Here is an 18,281-nt window from a genome sequence, read left to right as displayed (position 1 = left end):
TCCCCACTGATCACGAGTGCTTGGCATGCAACTACCGGACATGAACCTGCTGGTCGCCCTCGACGCCTTGCTCGACGAGGGCAGTGTGGTTGGCGCGGCGCGGCGGATGAACCTCAGCCCGGCGGCCATGAGCCGTACCCTTACACGGATTCGCGAAGCGGTGGGCGACCCGATCCTGGTGCGTGCCGGTCGCGGCCTGGTGCCGACGCCCAAGGCCTTGCAGCTGCAAGGCCAGGTGCGCAACGTGGTGGAGCAGGCGGCGTTGTTGTTTCGCTCAGCGGACCAGGTAGACCTCAGCACCTTGCGCCGCCGCTTCAGCGTGAGGGCCAATGACTTTTTTGTCGGCGTGTATGGCGGTCGGCTGTTCGACACCATGGAGCGCATGGCGCCGTTGTGCGAGCTGTGCTTTGTGCCCGAAGGGAACACCGACGACGACGCCCTGCGCGAAGGGCGCCTGGACCTGCGCGTGAGCAATACCTTGCCGGCCAGCCCCGAGGTGAAGGTACAGAATTTGTTTTCCACCACCTTCGTCGGTTTGGCGCGGCAAGATCACCCGCTGTTCGACGAAGAAATCACCGCCGCACGGTTTGCCAGTTATTCCCATATCAGCATTTCGCGACGCGGCATCGCCCGTGGGCCGATTGACACTGCGCTGAATGCCCAAGGCCTGGAGCGCCGCGTGGCCATGATCGCCCCGGGCTTTCACGGCGCGATGTTCATGCTGCCCGACTCCGATCTACTGCTGCCGGTGCCAAAGGAAGCGTTGCTGAGCGCCAACCGCCTGAACCTGCCATTGCGCGCCTTCCCGTTGCCGATCTCATTGCCGACCTTGGTATTGGCCCAATCCTGGCACCCACGCTTTGACAAAGACCCGGCCCATAAGTGGCTACGCGAGACCATGCGCGAGAGCTGCCATGCCACTTGGCTCGAAGCCCAGCCCAGCTGAGATGCACTCGATCAATGTGGGAGCTGGCTTGCCTGCGATTGCGGTGGGTCAGGCGATGAATCCTAAACAGTCAGACCGCTATCGCAGGCAAGCCAGCTCCCACATTAGATTTGCGCCATTCCAACGATTGCGTCTGGCGCACTTATAAGCTTCCAACAAGTAACTTTTTTGTCATGCATATACCCTATTAAGCTGCTCGGGTATTTCCAATTCCGAGTTGCGCGTTCATGACATCCCTCGCTGCCCCCGCTCTCCAGGCTGCAGCCAAACCTACTGCCCTGAGCCCGCCTGTGTTCGGCCCGCGCATCATCATCGGCTTGGTCGGTGTGTTGTTGGCGGTGCTGGTCTCGGGTCTCAACGAGATGGTCACCAAGGTTGCCCTCGCGGATATTCGCGGTGCGCTGTTCATCGGCTTTGATGAAGGCACCTGGCTGGTTGCGGCCTACACGGCCACCTCCGTAGCGGCCATGGCCTTTGCGCCGTGGTGTTCGGTGACGTTTTCGCTGCGCCGCTTCACCCTGTGCGCCATCGGCCTGTTTACCTTGCTGGGCATCCTGTGCCCGTTTGCGCCGAACTACGAAAGCCTGTTGATATTGCGAACCGTGCAAGGCCTGGCCGGCGGCGCGCTGCCGCCAATGCTGATGACGGTGGCGCTGCGTTTCCTGCCGGCCCACGTCAAGCTCTACGGCCTGGCCGGTTACGCACTCACCGCCACGTTCGGCCCGAGCCTGGGCACGCCGCTGGCGGCGTTGTGGACCGAATACGTCGGCTGGCAATGGGCGTTCTGGCAAATCGTCGGGCCGTGCCTGCTGGCGATGGTCGCGGTGGCTTACGGCTTGCCGCAGGACCCGCTGCGCCTGGAGCGCTTCAAGCAGTTCAACTGGCGCGGCCTGCTGCTGGGTTTTCCGGCGATCTGCATGCTGGTGATCGGCCTGTTGCAGGGCAATCGCCTGGACTGGTTCGAATCCGGCCTGATCACCTTTCTGCTGATCGGCGGCAGCGTGTTGCTGGTGCTGTTCATGCTCAATGAATGGTCGCACCCCGTGCCGTTTTTCAAGTTGCAGATGCTCGGCCTGCGCAACCTGGCGTTCGCCCTGATCGTGCTGGCGGGCGTGCTGATGGTGCTGACCTCGGTGATCATCATCCCGTCGAGTTTCCTCGCCCAAGTGCAGGGTTACCGGCCACTGCAAACCGCGCCGGTGATGCTGTTGATGGCGCTGCCGCAATTGATTGCGCTGCCGCTGGTGGCGGCGCTGTGCAACCTGCGCTGGGTCGACTGCCGCTGGGTGCTGGGCATAGGTTTGAGCATGCTGGTGCTGTGCTGCATCGGCAGTTCGCACCTTACCTCGGCGTGGATACGTGACGATTTTTACGGCTGGTACCTGCTGCAGATTTTCGGCCAACCCATGGCTGTATTGCCGCTGCTGATGCTCTCTACCGGCAGCATCCAGCCGATGGACGGGCCGTTCGCCTCGGCCTGGTTCAACACCGTCAAAGGCCTCGCGGCGGTCATCGCCACGGCCGTGCTGGACACGCTGACCACCCAGCGTGAGCACTTCCACTCGACCATGCTCGTGGACCACCTCGGCAACTCGCCCCTGGCCGACGGCGACGCGCCGGGCCTTGCCCAGCGCCTGCACCAGCAGGCCGTGGTGCTGACTTCTTCGGACCTCTATTACGTCATGGCCGGTGTCGCAGTGGCGTTGATCCTGCTGATTTTCTGGATGCCCACGCGGATCTTTCCGCCTCGCGCACCGACTTAGCCTCAAGGAATTCCCATGAAACGCAAAGACAAAATTGCCGTCTCCGTTATTGCTGTGTTTGCCGTCGGCGTACTGGTTTATCTGGTCGCGCCGGGCGTGCTGGGCAGCAAGCGCCAGACCACCAACGACGCCTTCGTCGCCGCCGACTTCACCCTGGTGGCGCCGCGCGTGGCGGGTTTTATCAAAGACGTGCTGGTGGAAGACAACCAACAGGTCAAGGCCGGCCAACTGCTGGCGTTGATCGACGACCGCGATTTTCGTGCTGCCGCCCAGGCCGCTGACGCCGACACCCTGGTCGCCCAGGCCCAGTTGAAGAACGCCACAGCGACCCTGGAACGCCAAAGCTCGGTGATCGCCCAGGCTCAGGCCACCGTCGCGGCCGACCGTGCCGAAGTGGCGTTCGCCGAGCACGAACTGAACCGCTACAACCACCTCGCCGGCGTGGGCGCAGGCACCGTGCAGAACGCCCAGCAAGCCAAGACCCGTATCGACCAGGCCACTGCAAACCTGGCCAAAGCCACGGCGGTGCTGGCGGCTGAACGCAAGCAAGTGGAAATCCTCACCGCCCAGCGTGACGCTGCCGACGGTGGACTCAAACGCGCCCAGGCCGCGTTGGAAATGGCCAGCTACCAGCTGTCCTACACACGCATTGTCGCGCCGGTGGATGGCATGGTCGGCGAGCGTGCCGTGCGGGTCGGCGCCTATGTGACGCCGGGCAGCAAGATCCTCGCGGTCGTGCCGTTGGCCCAGGCCTATGTGGTGGCCAATTTCCAGGAGACGCAACTGTCGCATATGCATGCCGGCCAAGCCGTAGAACTCAGCGTCGACAGCCTCGACGGCGAATTGCTCAAGGGTCATCTGGAAAGCCTGGCACCTGCTACCGGCGTGACCTTTGCGTCGGTCAGGCCGGACAACGCCACCGGCAACTTCACCAAGGTGGTACAGCGCATTCCGGTGAAGATCATTCTGGAGCCGAACCAGCCCCATATTGAACGCCTGCGCGTGGGCATGTCGGTGCAAGCCACAGTCGACACCCGGCCTGTCGCGCAGTCGCGTGAGGTGGCCCAGCAATGAAGCCATTTGCCTGGCTCACCTTGAGCCTGATCAGCCTGAGCGCCTGCACGGTCGGCCCGGATTTTCAGCGGCCCCAAGGCCCACAAGTTACCCAATGGCGCGAACCCCAGGGCCGTCAGGCGCAGAGCCGTGCGGTGAGCGCCCCTTTGCAGGAGCGTTGGTGGGACGTGTTCCACGATGCAGAGCTCTCGGCCCTCACGCGCCGTGCGCTCACCGATAACCTCGACCTGAAACTGGCCAGCAGCCGCCTGCAACAAAGCCGCGCCGTGCGTCAGGTGACCACTGCCGAGCGTTATCCCAACGTCAACGCCACCGGGGATTACCTGCGCCAGCGCAACAGCGGCAAAGGTTTGAGCGACCCTTCCGGCCGCAATGGTCAGTCGGCATACAATCAATGGGACATGGGCTTCTCCGCCGCCTGGGAGCTGGACTTCTGGGGCCGTGTCAAACGCGAAACCGAAGCCGCCGACGCCACCCTGCAAGTCGCCGAAGATGACCGCCGCGCCGTGTTGCTGTCGGTGCTCGCCGAAACCGCCCAGGACTACATCCAACTGCGCGGCGTGCAGAACACTCGCGCTGTCACCGAGCAAAACCTCGACGTCGCCCGCCACAGCCTCAAGCTCTCGCAACTGCGCCTGGCCGACGGCGTGGCCACCGACCTGGATGTAGCTGAAGCCGCCGCCCAGGTTGCCGCCATCGAAGCGCGTTTGCCGGACTTGCAGCAGCGTCAGGATCAACTGATCAACGCCCTGAGCCTGCTGATGGGCGAGCCGCCGCAAGCGCTGCACGCGCAATTGTCCAAGGACGCCGCCGTGCCGCAAACCCCGCGCCAGGTCGCCATCGGCTTGCCGTCGGAACTGGCCGAGCGCCGGCCCGATATTCGCCAGGCCGAGGCGCGCCTGCATGCGGCCACTGCCAGTATTGGCGTGGCAAAAGGCGACTTTTACCCGCGTATCACCTTGTCCGGCAGCCTGGGTTCCCAAGCCCTGCAACTCTCGGATTTCGGCTCCTGGGGCTCGCGCGCATTTGCCTTCGGCCCGCAGTTCAGCCTGCCGCTGTTCAATGGCGGGCGCCTGCAAGGCATGTTGAATTTGCGCGAAGCCCAGCAACAGGAAGCGGCGCTGGCGTACCAGCAAACCGTACTGCGTGCCTGGCATGAGATCGACGACCAACTGACCCGCTACAACGCCAGCCAACTACGCCGCGACAGCCTCGCCGAAGCGGTACGCCAGAACCGCATCGCGTTGAGCACCGCACAACAGCAGTACGTTGAAGGCGTGGTGGACTTCGTCAACGTGCTCACCGTGCAAAGCGCGCTGCTGGCCACGCAGGAGCAGTGGGTAGAAAGCTCCACCGGCGTGTCGCTGGCGATGGTGGGGCTGTACAAGGCGTTGGGCGGTGGCTGGGAGTCCGTCTACCCCGCCACAGCCTCCATTCCGGCAGGCTCAACATAATCCACTGTGGGAGCGGGCAAGCCCGCGATGGCGGTAGTTCAGCCAACGTTATGTTGGCTGAAGCGCCCTCATCGCGGCATAGGTATCTACACAACTTATGAAGGCCGCCAATTTCTCCTGTGGCGAGCAGGCTTGCCCTGCGTTGGGCTGCGAAGCAGCCCCAAACCCAGTCGCTGAGTTCTTTCAGGAAAATTGCAGTGCCTTTACTGGGGCCGCTTCGCAGCCCAACGCAGGGCAAGCCTGCTCGCCACAACAGCCCACTTGCAACAGACCCCGTGTTAACCGGTTGTGTAGATACCTATGCTCATCGCGGGCAAGCCCGCTCCCACATCGAATATTGCGTGATTAAGGGTTCTGCAAAAACACCACATACCCTCTAAACCATTCACTCCCCTTCAAATACCCCGGCTCCTCCCACACACCACCCTGAATCAGCCCCACCTTGAACGGCAGCCCCAGCCGGTTCATGCGTGGCAAATACGCTGCGTAATCCGGGATGCTGTGGCGCCCTTGGTAGGTCTGTACCACCACTTCATCCACCACGCCCTTGAGCTGGGCGATGGCTTGCGGGTCGGCGTTGCTGCTCCAGTCCATCAAGCCGGTGATGCTCAGGCGCAGGTCAGCAGGCAGGCGTTGGCGCAGGTCGCGCAGGAAGCTTGTGTATTCGTGCAGGTATTGGGTGCGGGCGTCGAAATCGATCTGGATGCCGACCACCGGGTTGCCCGCATCGCGCCAGCGTTGCACCTGGCCGAGCAGTTGGGTATAGACGCGCTCGGGCCAGTGCAGGGTGTGGGCGCGGTACACCACCCAGACCTGGCCTTGGGTGATGCGCGGTACGCTGATGCCTTGGGCGATAAACTGCACGCCCCGTTGCGGCGCGCGGCGCGTGGAGTTGATCTGGCCCTGGAGGATGTACAGGGTTTTCGCCTGTTTGAGCACCGGCTGCGGCGTGACCCCGCTCCACAGCCAGAAGGCGTCGTAGTCGCGGGCGTCAACGCCGGCAAAGGCCGGGCTTGCCAGGAGCAGCAAGCCTAGCCACAGGTGTTTCACCAGTAGTACTTCAGCGACTGGGCCCACTCAGTGTCGGCAAACCCGGTTTTTAGCTGGCGGAACCAGCCTTTGCGCACGGATTTATCCACATCTGCACCGCCGCAACCGTTATAGCCGGCCCGCGCATAGCAGTTGATCGCGCGGAACAGCGCGTAGGCCTTGTCGTTGTGCGGCGCCTTGGGGTTGGCGATGACCTGGCGGTAACCGTCGAGCCGCGAGAAGGTCTCGCCCTTGAACAACGAGGCGGTGCTGCCCAGGCTGCCGGCGGCGCGCACTTGGTCCAGCGGCATGCCATCCAGGTTGTTGCGCAGGATGAACTCACCCAGGCAGTTCAGGCCCTTGGGGTTTTTCCCATCGGCCTGCAGGGTGCTGGCGATTTGCGCAATGCTCGGGCAGGCGTAGCCGGACTCCGCCTTGTCGCCGTTCCACTGAAACAACTGCAGCGAGCGGCCATCGCCATACACATAACCCAGACTGGTGCCGAGTTTGTCGGCGGGCGCCGATGCCGGCAGTTGCTTGAGGTCGTCGGCGAAGGTGGCGTACTGGCTGCGCATCAGGTCTTTGTACAGCAGCACAAACTGGGCGGTGGCCCGCTCGACCGGGTCACTGGCATGGGTGATCTGTTGGCGTAACAGGTCCTGGCCTGCGATGTTGCGCAGCAGGATGTAGCGCACCTGCTTGGCGCTGATCGGCGAATCGCTGGCGAACACGCTGGCCAGTTGGCCGTTGCGCTCGTAGTTCATCGCCAGCGCCAGTTCCAGCTGGTCGCGCTGCAAGGGTTGCGTGGCCAGGGGCAGCAGTTTCAGCCACAGCGCTTGCGCACCTTGCCAATCCTTCTTGGCTTCCAGGGCAAGGCCGCGCAGGGTTTGCTGGCTGAAGGCGAAGTAGTCGAGGCTGGCGGGCACGTCCTGGGGCAGCAGTTTCAAGGTGGTGTCGGGCTGATGTTCGACGTAGAGCGCAAACGCCGCTTGCACGTAGTCGTACAGCGCAGGCTCCTGGGCAAACACCGGCTTTTGCGCGTCCAGGGCCGCGCGGCTCAGCAGCGGCGGGTTGCCGGCGCGCATCCACATCAAGTCGTTGACCGCCAGCATCAGTGGGTTGGCCGAAGGTTTTTGGGTGGCACTGAGCAGCTTGTTGTCGGCTTCCTGCACCAGCTCGTCCAACGACACATTGCGCTGTTTGGCGCTCAACTGTGCGGCCAGGTCGTTGGCCAGCTTGTCGGTATCGCCCGCCAGCCAATGCACCCGTCGCAGCAGGCCCTGGGCAGAGACGGCGTATTCGCCCTGTGGGTAAGTTTTCAGGTACAGGTTGAAGCTGGTGTCTGCATTGGCCAGCACCGACTTATCCACATGCTCCAGTTGCGGCATGCCGTATTCGTCGAAGGCATTTTCCTGGGCCTGGTTCAGCTCGGTGCGGGCGATCATGTAGAACGCGGCTTCCTTGACCCACGGCAGGCTGCCGGCGGCGGCGGCGACAAAACCGCGCTGCGCATCGCCAAACCGGCCACTGTAGAAGTCACCGGCGGCTTGCAGGTAAGTGCGCAGCTCGCGGCCTGCGGCGGACTGGATTTGCTCCGGGTCACCCAGGCTGGCGCTGTCCCAGGTACAGGCGCCGAGCATCGCTACACGTCCCTTGGCCAGCAGAAGGCGCTCCGCTTCGGGCACGTTGGCTTTAACCACCTGGCTGATAAACGCCGTGGCACTGCTTTCATCATTGCTGCGGCAGCGGCTGCCTTCGCCGGTCAGAAAGGCGTCACCCGCCGCCTTGTCGCCTTCACGCTGAATGCCCAGTGGCGCGAGCAGTTCGTCGAGTTTGCCGGGTGTGGGGGCCACGTCGGTTTTTTCGTCGGTGGCGTCGGCTACCGGGGTGAGGCGGTACACCGGAAACGGCACCGGGCCGAAGCCTTCTTCCAGGTCGGTCTCGCCCAGTGCATTGGGCGTCAGCGCTGCCACCTGTTTATCCGCCAGCAACAGGCGCAGGTTGACCCGGCTGTCATTGCCCGGGCTCAGGAAGGGCAGGTTGCTGCAGCCTTCAAGGCTGTCGCGTGAGACCCGCCAGTCGGGGTAGCACGAGTCATCGCCGCTGGCCTGGGCCTGGAAGGAAAGGCCGGCGAGCAATGCCAGGGCCAGTGGTGACAGAAAACCGATGCGCATGGGCGTGTCCTTGATCCAGAGTCCTTGGAAGGCCGCAATAATAACGCACGCCTGCAAATACGTCGGCGGCCCCCTACAATAAATTCAGATTTGTCGGCTGCGGGGTAGTGGCAATTTGATCTTGCTGCCCTAGACTGCCCGGCATCATCAGGGAGTTGTAAACGTATGGTGCAGTTGCGGAGCTGGATGTTAGGGATTTCGTGTCTGATGGGCGTGGCGCAACTGGCGGTGGCGGACGATCCGCTGTTGGATCACCCACCCGCGGCAACCGCCGGCAACGGCAGTGAAGCCCGCGGTGTGTTACGGGCTCGCGCCCAGGCGATGCTGGCCAGCGAGTTGTCCGGGCGAATCGTCGAGTTGCCGTTCAGCGAAGGTGAGTCGTTCAAAAAGGGCGAAACCCTGGCGCGTTTCGACTGCTCGGCCTACCAGGCCCAGTTGAATGCTGCCCAGGCCGCCAGCCGTGGCGCCGGTGAGGAGCTGGCCCATAACAAACAGCTGGCGGCGCTAAATTCGGTAGGGCGCTTTGAAGTGGCCCGCGCCGAAGCCAAGCTCACCGAAACCCAGGCCCAGTCCCAGGTCTACCAGGTGCAGGTCAAACGCTGCAGCGTGCTGGCGCCGTTTGATGGCCAAGTGGTGCAGCGCAAGGTCCAGCGCTATGAAAGCGTGTCGGCCGGGGCGCCACTGCTGGAGATCGTCGACAACCACAGCCTCGAAATCCACCTGCTGGTGCCGTCGCGCTGGATGGGCAAACTCAAGCCCGGCCAGACCTTCGACTTCACCCCTGACGAAACCGGCCAAGCGTTCAGCGCCACGGTCAAACGTCTGGGCGCGCGCATTGACGAGGGCAGCCAAACCTTGCTGCTGGTCGCGACCTTGCCCAACGCATCCGGCTTGATGGCTGGCATGAGCGGCACCGCCCACTTCGCGCAACTGCAATGAACGCACCGATACCGGGGCACATCGAGCGAGTGTTCGCGCAGTTTCTGGAGCTGGAGCGCCAGACCCGCGCGGCGCGCACCACCGAGCAACTGGCCTACAGCCTGGTCAATGATGGCCAGCCACTGTTTGGCTATCGGCATGCGGCGCTGTTGATCGCTGGCAAAGTGCAGGCGGTGACGGCGGTGAGCAGCGTCGACCCGAACGCGCCATTTGTAGCGTTCGTCGAGCAAGCGGTGGCGCAGTTGCACAAGCAGGCGCTGGGCCAGACGGCCCGCGTGGTCCCGGCTGAACAGTTGAGCGGCGCGATACAGGCCGATTGGCAAAGCCTGTCCGCCGGGCATGTGTTCTGGTTGCCGTTAAGCGACCCACAAGGCCGGGTGTTTGGCGGCCTGTGGCTGGCGCGTGATACGCCGTGGAGCCCGGCCGAGCAAGTCTTGCTGGCGCAGTTGGGTGACACCTACAGTCATGCCTGGCACGCGCTGCAACCGCGTCAGCCATGGCGGTTGCGCCTGACCCGCAAGCGCCAGGTGCTGGTGGTGATCGCGTTGCTGCTGATGCTGCTGATTCCAGTGCGCCAATCGGTATTGGCGCCGGCTGAAGTGGTGCCGCTGGCCGGGCAAGTGGTGGCGGCGCCGCTGGATGGGGTAATCGCCGAGTTTCTGGTCAAGCCCAACCAGGCGGTGAAAACCGGCGACCTGCTGCTGCGTTTTGAAAGCACCACGCTGACCGCCCAGGCGGATGTAGCGGCACGCGCCTTGGGCGTGGCCGAAGCCGAACTCAAGGCCAATTCCCAGCGGGCGTTCGCCGATGCCGAATCCAGCTCGCGCATCGACCTGTTGGCGGCCCGGGTCGAGCAAAAACGCGCCGAGCGTGATTACGCACGCGAACTGCTCAAGCGCAGCGAAGTACGCGCCGAGCGCGACGGCATCGCCGTATTTGCCGACGCCGAGCGCTGGACCGGCAAACCCGTGCAGACCGGCGAGCGCCTGCTACAGATTGCCGACCCGGCCCAGGCCGAGTTGCGCATCGAATTGGCAGTGGGCGATGCGATTGCCCTGGAGCCGAATGCCCAGGTCGCGCTGTTCCTTGACAGTGACCCGTTGCAACGCCACCTGGCGACCCTGCAACGGGCGGCCTACGAAGCGCAGCCCACGCCGGGCGGCCAGTTGTCTTATCGCCTGGATGCGCAGTTCGATGACGCCCCGCCGCGTATCGGCCTGCGTGGCACGGCGAAAATCTATGGCGACCGCGCGCCGCTGGCGTTGTACCTGTTGCGCCGGCCGCTGGCGGGCCTGCGCCAGAGCGTGGGCCTCTGATGAGCTTGCCCAAACTGCGTGAAGACCTGCAATTGTCCAGCGCTGGCGCGGCCCTGGACGGCTCGCCGCGCTGGACCTTGGCCGACCCGGTGCGCGGGCGCTATTTCAAACTCGGCGCCACGGCCATTCGCTTGCTGCGCCACTGGTCCCTGGGCGACCCGGAACGCGTCCTGCAAGCGGCCAACCGCGAGCCGGGCTTGGCGTTGGGGGGGAGTGAACTGGAGGAGTTGTTGAGCTTTCTGCGCGCCCATGACCTGATCGCCGCCCTCGACCCGCAGCAACGCGCCAGCTACCTCTACAAGGCCGCCGCCCGCAAACAAAGCCTGTGGCAGATATTGCTGCACCAGTACCTGTTCTTTCGCATTCCGCTGTGGCGCCCGGATGCGTTTCTGAATCGTGCGTGGCCGTGGCTGGCGCGCTTCGGGCCGGGATTGTTGCGCTACGGTCTGCCGATCATCCTCGGCCTGGGCGTGTTTCTGGTGGCGCGCGATTGGCAGCGCTTCCTGGCGACCTTCCCGCACCTGTTCAGCCTCGGCGGTGCCTTGGCCTTCGGCGTGGCGCTGTTCTTTGCCAAGCTGTGCCATGAATTCGGCCATGCCTTCATGGCCAAGCGCGCCGGTTGCCGAGTGCAAAGCATGGGCGTGGCGTTCATGGTGTTGCTGCCGATGTTCTACACCGACGTGAGCGATGCCTGGCGGGTCAACGACCGCCGTTCGCGTTTGATGATCGGCGCCGGCGGGGTGATGGCCGAGTTGCTGCTGGCCTGCATCGCCTTGCTGGCCTGGTCACTGCTGCCCGATGGCCCGGCGCGTACCGCAGCGTTCATGCTGGCCAGCGCCACCTGGCTGACTACCTTGGCGATCAACCTCAACCCCTTTATGCGCTTTGATGGTTACTTTTTGATCAGTGACTTGTGGGGCGTCGACAACCTGCAAGGCCGCGCCTTTGCGCTGTGTCGCTGGCGCCTGCGTGAGTGGCTGTTCGGCTACGGCGAGCCGGCGCCGGAGCCGTGGTCGCCGAAGATGCAGCGGCGGCTGTTGAGCTGGGGTTACCTGGCCTGGCTGTGGCGCGCGGTGTTGTTTTTGGGGATTGCGCTGGCGGTGTATCACCTGTTCTTCAAGCTGCTCGGGATCTTCCTGATGCTGGTGGAGTTGGTGTGGTTTATCTTCCTGCCGATCTTCAAGGAATGGCGCGAATGGTGGAGCCGCCGCAGCCAGGCTCACGCGCCACGCGTGTTACTCAGCGGCTTGGCTTTGCTGATGATCGTGCTGGCGTTGGTGCTGCCGTGGCGCAGCGCCGTGGAGTTGCCGGCCATGCTTGAAGCGGGGCGCTCAAGTGCCTTGCATGCGCCGGTCGCCGCGCGGGTCAAGGCCTTGTCGGTGGTGGACGGGCAAGTGGTGAGCCAGGGCCAGGTGTTGATCGAGTTGGAGTCACCGGACCTGGATGCGCGGCAAAGCATCGTGCGCCGCGAAGTCGACATCCTGCAGTTGCAGATGCGCCGCCAGGCCGGGCGCAGCGAAACCGCAGCGGATGCCGGGATCAACGATCAGCGCCTGTCCCAGGCGCTGGCCGAATACCGAGGTTTGGCCGCCCAGCGCGAACGCCTGCTGTTGCGCGCGCCCCATGCCGGCACCGTGCGCGATCTGCTGCCGCAATTAAGCGTGGGCCGTTGGTTGTCGCCTAAAGACCCACTGGCGCAAGTGGTGGAAGACGGCGCACGACTGCGCGGTTACCTGGCCGAAGCCGAGTTGTGGCGGGTGGCGCCGGGGGCGACCGGGCGGTTTATCGCCGATGACCCGATGCATGCAGCGATCGCGGTGGAGTTGACCGATATTGACGCCAACGGCGTGGCCTACCTGGATCAGGAGGCACTGGCTTCCGACCACAACGGGCCAATTGCTGTACGCCGCGATGAAAACCAGCGCCCGGAGCCCGTGCAAGCCCAGTACGGCGCCCGACTGCAAAGCCTGCAACCGATCGGCACGCCGCATCAACCGTTGCGCGGCAGGGTGGTGTTGCAAGGACGCAGTGAGTCGGTGCTGGGGGTGGCCTGGCGGCGTGCTGCGGCGTTGGGTGTGAGGGAAAGCGGGTTCTGACAGGAGTGCAGCGCAATGTTGAACAAGGATGGCACCTTGGCACAGGGCTTGGTGGTGCGCCCCTCACGCAGTACTGACGGGCCGTTTTTACACAGCCTCTACCGCTCGGCGCGTGCGGACTTGCAGTGGATCGACGGCGAGCAGGCGCTGGTGGAAGAGGTGATCGCCCAGCAGTTCCAGGTGCAGGAAAAAGGCATGGACGAACACTTCCCTGGCGCCCTGCATTACGTGGTGGAAAAGCTTGGCACGGCCATCGGCGCGTTGAGTGCCGATTTTGGCCCGAATGAAATCCGTGTGTTGTACCTGGCCTTTATCCCCGCCGCCCGTGGCCAGGGCTTCGGCCGCGCAGTGCTGCAAGGCGTGCAGCAGGCTGCCACACAAGTGGTGTGCCCGGTGACGACGGTGGTGTGGGCGAGCAACCCCCATGCGCGCCAGCATTACCTGGCGCTGGGGTTTCGGGTGGAAGAACAAACGCCCGCTGCGCAGCGGTTGGTGTGGTACCCGTCTCAGTTGAAGACGATGCAGAAGTAACCACGCTGGCTGTCGCGGCCCATGGCCGGCTCGCGGGAGACAAACACGGGTTCAAGGCAGTTGGCCTCCAGTGGCAAGCGGCATAAGCCGTCGACAAACGTGGTGGGCGTAAGGCTTTCGAGCAACACCCTGAACGCTCCGCGCGGGCTGCCTGGCAGGCTGGCTTTGGGCGCATCGGTCAGGCTTTGGACCTGAATCGGCAGTGCCGAACCGTCCGGCAAATACAGCACACTGGTGCGGTTGAGCAATGGCCGGAAATGTTCCGGGGTGACCAGGTTCAACATGGCAGGCTCCGCGTCAGAAGTGCCGGGGCGGGGGAGCCCCGGCTAAAGGTTAACCGCGAGACGGAAAGATCCCGTTCAAGGCAATGCTGAAGTTGATCGCCAGGTACGGGTTCATGGTTGCCATGGGCTGGCCTTGGCCGGCGGGGCTGATTGCACCGCCGGTCACGGCGGTGCTTACGCCCTGCAGTGCGACCGGGGTGGCGCCTTGCTGGTCTGAATAGATCGAAGCACTGCCCGGCCCGCCGCCGGAAGCGCCGATAAAGGCGTTGGTGGCGCTTGGTGTCGTCACCGGGTTGCTGGCAGTGATGGCCAGTTGCACGGAGGTGGTGGCATTGAGCGATGTGGTGGCGTGGGTGTGGGTCGGCAGGTTGATCAGGGTGGCGGTCACTGATTCGGTGCCGGAGACCTCACCGATGACGCGTGCCGTCAGGCCCGCGCCGTTGCCTTGACCAATCGGCATTCGGCCTTGCAGGTTCGGCAGCATGAAGTTTTGTACGCCATTGCCGCCGTAAATCGTGCCGAGCAACGAGAACAGTGCCTGGTATTGGTTGAGGGGCAGGGTTTGACCCGCGCACAAGGCCCAGTCTCTGGGCGCGAAATCAAATGCAAAGGGTTGGATAGTGCCGATGAATACTTCCATTTATCGCGCATCCTTGTAGTGGCTTTACGGTGTGTGACGCCAATCGATCTGGTGTCATCGCACAGCGTAGTCGCAGGTTTTGCGCGCCGCCCGACGGTTGCAAAACAGCGAGCGAAACCGGGGCTTTTGTCCTAGAGTGGCGCTTGTTTGCGCATGTGCAGGTTTCGCCTCGGTAACGGGCGGTATTAGGGGAATTGAGGTGCGACGGTCTGTGGTAGAGCAAGACGACAAAGTGGGCGCGTTTCCCACAGCCAATCGCCTCTGGGCCGCCTGGGAAGGCGCCGGCTGGCTGAGCCGGTTATGGTGGGTGCCGATTCTGGCGCTGGCCATGGCCGTGCGTTTCTATGGCCTGACGGCTTCGGCGATCTGGGGCGACGAAGGCTCAAGCCTGTTGCTCAGCGAATACGCCATGGACGACCTGTGGTTTCACGCGGCCCATGATGTGCATCCGCCGCTGTACTTCTTCATGCTGCGCGGCTGGATCGGGCTGTTTGGCGACGGCATCTGGTCGATTCGCGGCATGAGTGCCCTGCCAGGTGTGTTGGCGGTGGGCCTTGGCATCTCACTCACGCGGCAACTGTCCACGCGGCGCGCTGCGGTGCTGGCGGGCATGCTGCTGGCGCTGTACCCAACGGCCGTGCGCTACAGCCAGGAAGTGCGCATGTATTCGCTGCTGGCCGTATGGCTGCTGGGCGCCACGCTGGCGCTGGTGTACTGGGTGCGTCAGCCTGAGCGCACGCGTTACCTGGCGGCCTATGTGCTGTTGATGGCGGCCGGTTTCTACACCCATTACTTCACCGCCCTGTGTGTGCTGGTGCATTGGGTGTGGCTGGGGGTGTTGTGGCCTTCTCAAGCGCGTGGCCAGCGACTGCTCCTGCGCCCGTCGTGGTGGTGCGCCAATGTGTTGATAGTGGCGCTGTACCTGCCTTGGTTGCCGAACCTGCTGGATCTGGTCCGCCACGTCGAGCAGCTCAAGGTCGGGGGTGATATCGGCTGGGAAGACCCGGTTTCGCTGATGTCCTTGCCGTCTATGATCTGGCAGTTCGTGCTCCAGGATGAAGGCATCGGTTTCTGGCAGCCGCTGTTCTGGCTGTTCCCCTCGCTCTTGATCGCCGTGGTGGGCATCACCACCTGGCGCGACCGCGAGCGTTATCGCCCGGCGTGCCTGCTGGCGTTGTTCTTTGTGCTGCCGCTGCTGCTGGTGTACGGCGTTTCGTTTATCTCACCGGTGTTTATCGAACGCTACCTCACGGTCTACGCGTTGGGCCTGCCGATTCTGCTGGCGCTGGCCATCGACCGCCTGCCGGCGCGCCTGGCGTGGCTCGGCGCGGCGTTGTTCGTGTTGTTCGCTGGGGTGGAGCTTCTGGGGCTCAAGAACAATTCTACGGTGGATGTGCATGACCAATTCAACGTGCCGGTGGAGTTCGTCAACCGTAATTACCAGGAAGACGACCGCATCGTCCTCAGCGACATGATGTGGTACCTCAGCTACGTGTATTACGACCAGACCGACGCCCAATTGCAGCTCTACACGCCGCCTAAACCCGACGGCACCTCGACTCGGCCGAATGCCTATGGCTTTGGCACCTTGGTGGATCAGGACGGCGGGCGCATTTACCTCGACCGGCTATCGGCCATACCTGCCGATACGCACCGTGTGTGGTTGATCAGCAGCACCGAGCCGCCGGATGATTTTGCGCCGATTCCTGAAGACTGGCGCGAGCTTTTGCGCCAGGACGGCGGTGGCGCTCGGGCGCGGCTGTTCGTGTTGTGCCGTGGGCCAGAGCCCTCGCAACCAGAGGGTTGTCGTTAAGATCCAATTGGCATTAACGGAATATCCAAATACTGGCAAATGACCACTAGTCGGCACTGCATTCCTCAGCTACGCTTCGCGCATAAATGGACTTTATTCGCCTAAGTGGTGATGGGATTGCAGTATCACTTTATCTCCGGGTTGCCGCGTTCCGGCTCAACCCTGCTCTCTGCCATCCTGCTGCAGAACCCGCGTTTTCACGCCGGTATGAGCAGCCCTGTAGGCACCTTGTTCAACGGTGTGCTGGGGCAATGCAGCGCCGGCAGTGAGTTTGGTTCGGTGATCGATCCCAATACCCGCCGCCGTTTGCTGCGCGGGTTGTTCGATTCCTACTATGCCGACAAGGCCTCCACCCCGATTGTCTTCGACACCAACCGCCAGTGGTGCGCGCGCATGCCCGCGCTGCACGACCTGTTCCCCCAAGCCAAAGTGATTGCCTGCGTGCGCAACGTCGCCTGGGTCATGGACAGCCTTGAGCGCCTGTACCGCGCCAACCCCTTTGAGAACACTCGGCTGTTCAACGACGACGTCGAGCGCAACACCGTCTACAGCCGTGTCGAGACCCTGGGCCAGCGCAATCGCCTGGTCGGCTATGCCTGGTCGGCGCTCAAAGAGGCGTATTACGGCGAAAACGCCGACGCCATGCTGGTTGTCGACTACGAATTGCTGTCCCAGGCGCCTGAACGGGTAATGCGGCTGGTCTACGAATTTATCGGCGAGCCGTGGTTCGAGCATGACTTCGACAACCTCAGCTACGACGCGCCGGACTTCGACGAGGCCCTGGGCATGAGCGGCTTGCATCGGGTCAAACCCAAGGTCGCGCTGCAGCCGCGCCGCACCATCCTGCCGCCTGATCTCTTCGAGCAGTACGCACACATGGAATTCTGGCGCGACGGGTCTTTGAGCGCCGCCAATGTCATTCGCACCAAAGCCGACGCCGCGATCAACTGATCGCGGTTTTTTTACGGGTAACCGCTTTCGACGCACGGGTGAGCAGCATGTGGTGGAGCAAAGGAAAGGCACGTAACACAACACCAGGCGCTAAAACCCTGGCGACACCCATGATCATGTTCCTCGAACCGCGCATGCTGTTTGACGGCGCGGTCGCCGCCACCGTGGCCGATGCGGCCCAGGCCGACAGCCATGCCACCGCCGACGCGGCGGCCAAGGCGCAGACGGCCGAGCATGCCACCGCCAGCAAAGACACCCACGCACAATCCGATGCGCCCGCTACTCCGACGCCCGTTGCCGTGCCGGGCCAGACCGTGGTGTTCGTCGATGCGCGCGTCAAAGACTCCGCCGACTTGTTCAAAGGCGTCGCTCCCGGCACCCAGGTGGTGCAGCTGGACGCCAGCAAAGACGGCCTGCAACAGATCGCCGACTACCTGGGCAGCCACCAGGGCGTGAGTTCGGTGCAGATCATCGCCCACGGCAATTCGGGCGATTTGTGGTTGGGCAGCACCTACCTGTCGGCCGATAACGTCGCAGCCCGCAGCGCGGTACTGGCGCAGATCGGCCAGGACATGAACGCCGGCGGCGATATTCTGATTTATGCCTGCAACACCGCCGAGGGCGACAAAGGCATCAGCTTTGTCGACTCACTGGCCAGCCTGACCGGGCGCGATATTGCCGCCTCCAGCAACCGCACTGGCGCGGGCGGCGACTGGACACTTGAGGTTGCCAGCGGCTCGATCGAGAGCCATACGGCGCTGTCGTACCAGGGGATGTCGGGCTATCAGTACAGCCTGGCGACGATCACCGTGACCACCGGCGCCGACAGTGGCGCCGGTTCGCTGCGCGCGGCCCTGAGCAGTGCAGTGGCGGGCGATACCGTCACCTTCAGCACCGCAGGCATGACGGTCAACCTCAACACGCAGTTGGTGATTTCCAAGAACCTCACCATTGAAGGCGACCTGGACCACAACGGCACGCCTGATGTAACGATCAGCGGGCAGTACAAGACTCAGGTGCTTACGGTCAATTCAGGGGTTACTGCGACCCTGGACGGCCTGGTCATTACCAAGGGGCTGATGGCGGGCAACGGCGGCAATAGTGGTAGCGGTACTACGGCGCCCGGTTTGCTGGGCGCGGGGATCAGTAACTTCGGTAACCTGACCTTGAATAACGTCAGCGTGACCGCGAATGCCGCCTCGGGCGGCGGCGGCGGTGGTGGCGTGGCCGGTGGCCATGTTGCTCAGGGTGCCGTTGGTGGCCGACATATC

15 protein-coding genes are annotated in these 18,281 nt (G+C 63.5%); 11 read left to right on the top strand and 4 right to left on the bottom strand.

Annotation, left to right across the window (positions count from 1 at the left end; translation table 11 throughout):
* The first annotated feature begins 25 nt into the window (after positions 1-25).
* The 4 genes from AOA59_RS28375 (at position 26) to AOA59_RS28360 (ending at position 5,237) form a co-directional block, all read left to right on the top strand.
* On the top strand, positions 26-946 hold the full coding sequence (locus AOA59_RS28375; RefSeq protein ID WP_068931334.1) for a LysR family transcriptional regulator: 921 nt from the start codon (positions 26-28) through the stop codon (positions 944-946).
* 227 nt (positions 947-1,173) lie between these two features.
* Positions 1,174-2,709: an MFS transporter gene (locus AOA59_RS28370; RefSeq protein ID WP_099489800.1), complete on the top strand. Its 1,536-nt coding sequence runs from the start codon at positions 1,174-1,176 to the stop codon at positions 2,707-2,709.
* A gap of 15 nt (positions 2,710-2,724) precedes the next feature.
* Positions 2,725-3,783, top strand: a complete 1,059-nt coding sequence (locus AOA59_RS28365) for an HlyD family secretion protein (protein ID WP_065931502.1) — start codon at positions 2,725-2,727, stop codon at positions 3,781-3,783.
* Positions 3,780-5,237 (top strand): efflux transporter outer membrane subunit, encoded by a 1,458-nt coding sequence (locus AOA59_RS28360; RefSeq protein WP_099489799.1) that lies wholly within the window; start codon positions 3,780-3,782, stop codon positions 5,235-5,237. The genes AOA59_RS28365 and AOA59_RS28360 overlap by 4 nt, the downstream gene beginning before the upstream one ends.
* A 345-nt stretch (positions 5,238-5,582) precedes the next feature.
* On the opposite strand, the gene AOA59_RS28355 is transcribed toward AOA59_RS28360, so the two are convergent.
* Together AOA59_RS28355 and AOA59_RS28350 are read right to left on the bottom strand one after the other, a co-directional pair.
* On the bottom strand, positions 5,583-6,287 hold the full coding sequence (locus tag AOA59_RS28355) for a DUF3142 domain-containing protein (protein ID WP_065931504.1): 705 nt from the start codon (positions 6,285-6,287) through the stop codon (positions 5,583-5,585).
* Positions 6,284-8,440 (bottom strand): outer membrane assembly lipoprotein YfiO, encoded by a 2,157-nt coding sequence (locus tag AOA59_RS28350; RefSeq protein ID WP_099489798.1) that lies wholly within the window; start codon positions 8,438-8,440, stop codon positions 6,284-6,286. The genes AOA59_RS28355 and AOA59_RS28350 overlap by 4 nt, the downstream gene beginning before the upstream one ends.
* Before the next feature lie 165 nt (positions 8,441-8,605).
* Here AOA59_RS28350 and AOA59_RS28345 point away from each other — a divergent pair, with 165 nt between their 5' ends.
* The 4 genes from AOA59_RS28345 to AOA59_RS28330 are packed head-to-tail and all read left to right on the top strand — an operon-like array spanning position 8,606 to position 13,322.
* Positions 8,606-9,379 (top strand): efflux RND transporter periplasmic adaptor subunit, encoded by a 774-nt coding sequence (locus tag AOA59_RS28345; protein ID WP_099489797.1) that lies wholly within the window; start codon positions 8,606-8,608, stop codon positions 9,377-9,379.
* Positions 9,376-10,695 (top strand): efflux RND transporter periplasmic adaptor subunit, encoded by a 1,320-nt coding sequence (locus AOA59_RS28340; protein ID WP_099489796.1) that lies wholly within the window; start codon positions 9,376-9,378, stop codon positions 10,693-10,695. Before AOA59_RS28345 ends, AOA59_RS28340 begins: the two co-directional genes overlap by 4 nt.
* Entirely contained in the window at positions 10,695-12,791 is a 2,097-nt protein-coding gene (locus AOA59_RS28335; protein WP_099489795.1) for an HlyD family efflux transporter periplasmic adaptor subunit, read from the top strand. The genes AOA59_RS28340 and AOA59_RS28335 overlap by 1 nt, the downstream gene beginning before the upstream one ends.
* 15 nt (positions 12,792-12,806) lie before the next feature.
* Positions 12,807-13,322, top strand: a complete 516-nt coding sequence (locus tag AOA59_RS28330) for a GNAT family N-acetyltransferase (RefSeq protein WP_099489794.1) — start codon at positions 12,807-12,809, stop codon at positions 13,320-13,322.
* On the opposite strand, the gene AOA59_RS28325 is transcribed toward AOA59_RS28330, so the two are convergent.
* Together AOA59_RS28325 and AOA59_RS28320 are read right to left on the bottom strand one after the other, a co-directional pair.
* Positions 13,298-13,606: a hypothetical protein gene (locus AOA59_RS28325; protein ID WP_099489793.1), complete on the bottom strand. Its 309-nt coding sequence runs from the start codon at positions 13,604-13,606 to the stop codon at positions 13,298-13,300. The two genes, AOA59_RS28330 and AOA59_RS28325, sit on opposite strands and share 25 nt — an antisense overlap.
* A 49-nt stretch (positions 13,607-13,655) precedes the next feature.
* On the bottom strand, positions 13,656-14,246 hold the full coding sequence (locus AOA59_RS28320; RefSeq protein WP_065931511.1) for a phage tail protein: 591 nt from the start codon (positions 14,244-14,246) through the stop codon (positions 13,656-13,658).
* A 199-nt stretch (positions 14,247-14,445) separates the two neighbouring features.
* Here AOA59_RS28320 and AOA59_RS28315 point away from each other — a divergent pair, with 199 nt between their 5' ends.
* From AOA59_RS28315 to AOA59_RS28305, 3 genes are all read left to right on the top strand, one after another.
* Positions 14,446-16,059: a glycosyltransferase family 39 protein gene (locus AOA59_RS28315; RefSeq protein WP_099489792.1), complete on the top strand. Its 1,614-nt coding sequence runs from the start codon at positions 14,446-14,448 to the stop codon at positions 16,057-16,059.
* Positions 16,060-16,170: 111 nt separating this feature from the next.
* The gene (locus AOA59_RS28310; protein WP_065931513.1) at positions 16,171-17,010 is read left to right on the top strand and encodes a sulfotransferase; all 840 of its coding nucleotides are present in this window, start codon (positions 16,171-16,173) and stop codon (positions 17,008-17,010) included.
* Positions 17,011-17,057: 47 nt separating this feature from the next.
* Positions 17,058-18,281 (top strand): DUF4347 domain-containing protein (locus AOA59_RS28305; protein WP_256593139.1); only part of this gene is annotated, 1,224 nt, incomplete at its 3' end.

Source organism: Pseudomonas sp. 2822-15 (assembly GCF_002742515.1).
Taxonomy (GTDB): domain Bacteria; phylum Pseudomonadota; class Gammaproteobacteria; order Pseudomonadales; family Pseudomonadaceae; genus Aquipseudomonas; species Aquipseudomonas salomonii.
Note: the sequence above shows the minus strand (reverse complement) of the source record. Positions and strands in the feature narration are given on the sequence as shown.

Coding starts and splice junctions, on each gene's coding strand:
- AOA59_RS28375 (WP_068931334.1), top strand. CDS start 26: ATGCAACTACCGGACATGAACCTGCTGGTCGCCCTCGACGCCTTGCTC.
- AOA59_RS28370 (WP_099489800.1), top strand. CDS start 1,174: ATGACATCCCTCGCTGCCCCCGCTCTCCAGGCTGCAGCCAAACCTACT.
- AOA59_RS28365 (WP_065931502.1), top strand. CDS start 2,725: ATGAAACGCAAAGACAAAATTGCCGTCTCCGTTATTGCTGTGTTTGCC.
- AOA59_RS28360 (WP_099489799.1), top strand. CDS start 3,780: ATGAAGCCATTTGCCTGGCTCACCTTGAGCCTGATCAGCCTGAGCGCC.
- AOA59_RS28350 (WP_099489798.1), bottom strand. CDS start 8,440: ATGCGCATCGGTTTTCTGTCACCACTGGCCCTGGCATTGCTCGCCGGC.
- AOA59_RS28345 (WP_099489797.1), top strand. CDS start 8,606: ATGGTGCAGTTGCGGAGCTGGATGTTAGGGATTTCGTGTCTGATGGGC.
- AOA59_RS28340 (WP_099489796.1), top strand. CDS start 9,376: ATGAACGCACCGATACCGGGGCACATCGAGCGAGTGTTCGCGCAGTTT.
- AOA59_RS28335 (WP_099489795.1), top strand. CDS start 10,695: ATGAGCTTGCCCAAACTGCGTGAAGACCTGCAATTGTCCAGCGCTGGC.
- AOA59_RS28330 (WP_099489794.1), top strand. CDS start 12,807: ATGTTGAACAAGGATGGCACCTTGGCACAGGGCTTGGTGGTGCGCCCC.
- AOA59_RS28325 (WP_099489793.1), bottom strand. CDS start 13,606: ATGTTGAACCTGGTCACCCCGGAACATTTCCGGCCATTGCTCAACCGC.
- AOA59_RS28320 (WP_065931511.1), bottom strand. CDS start 14,246: ATGGAAGTATTCATCGGCACTATCCAACCCTTTGCATTTGATTTCGCG.
- AOA59_RS28310 (WP_065931513.1), top strand. CDS start 16,171: ATGGGATTGCAGTATCACTTTATCTCCGGGTTGCCGCGTTCCGGCTCA.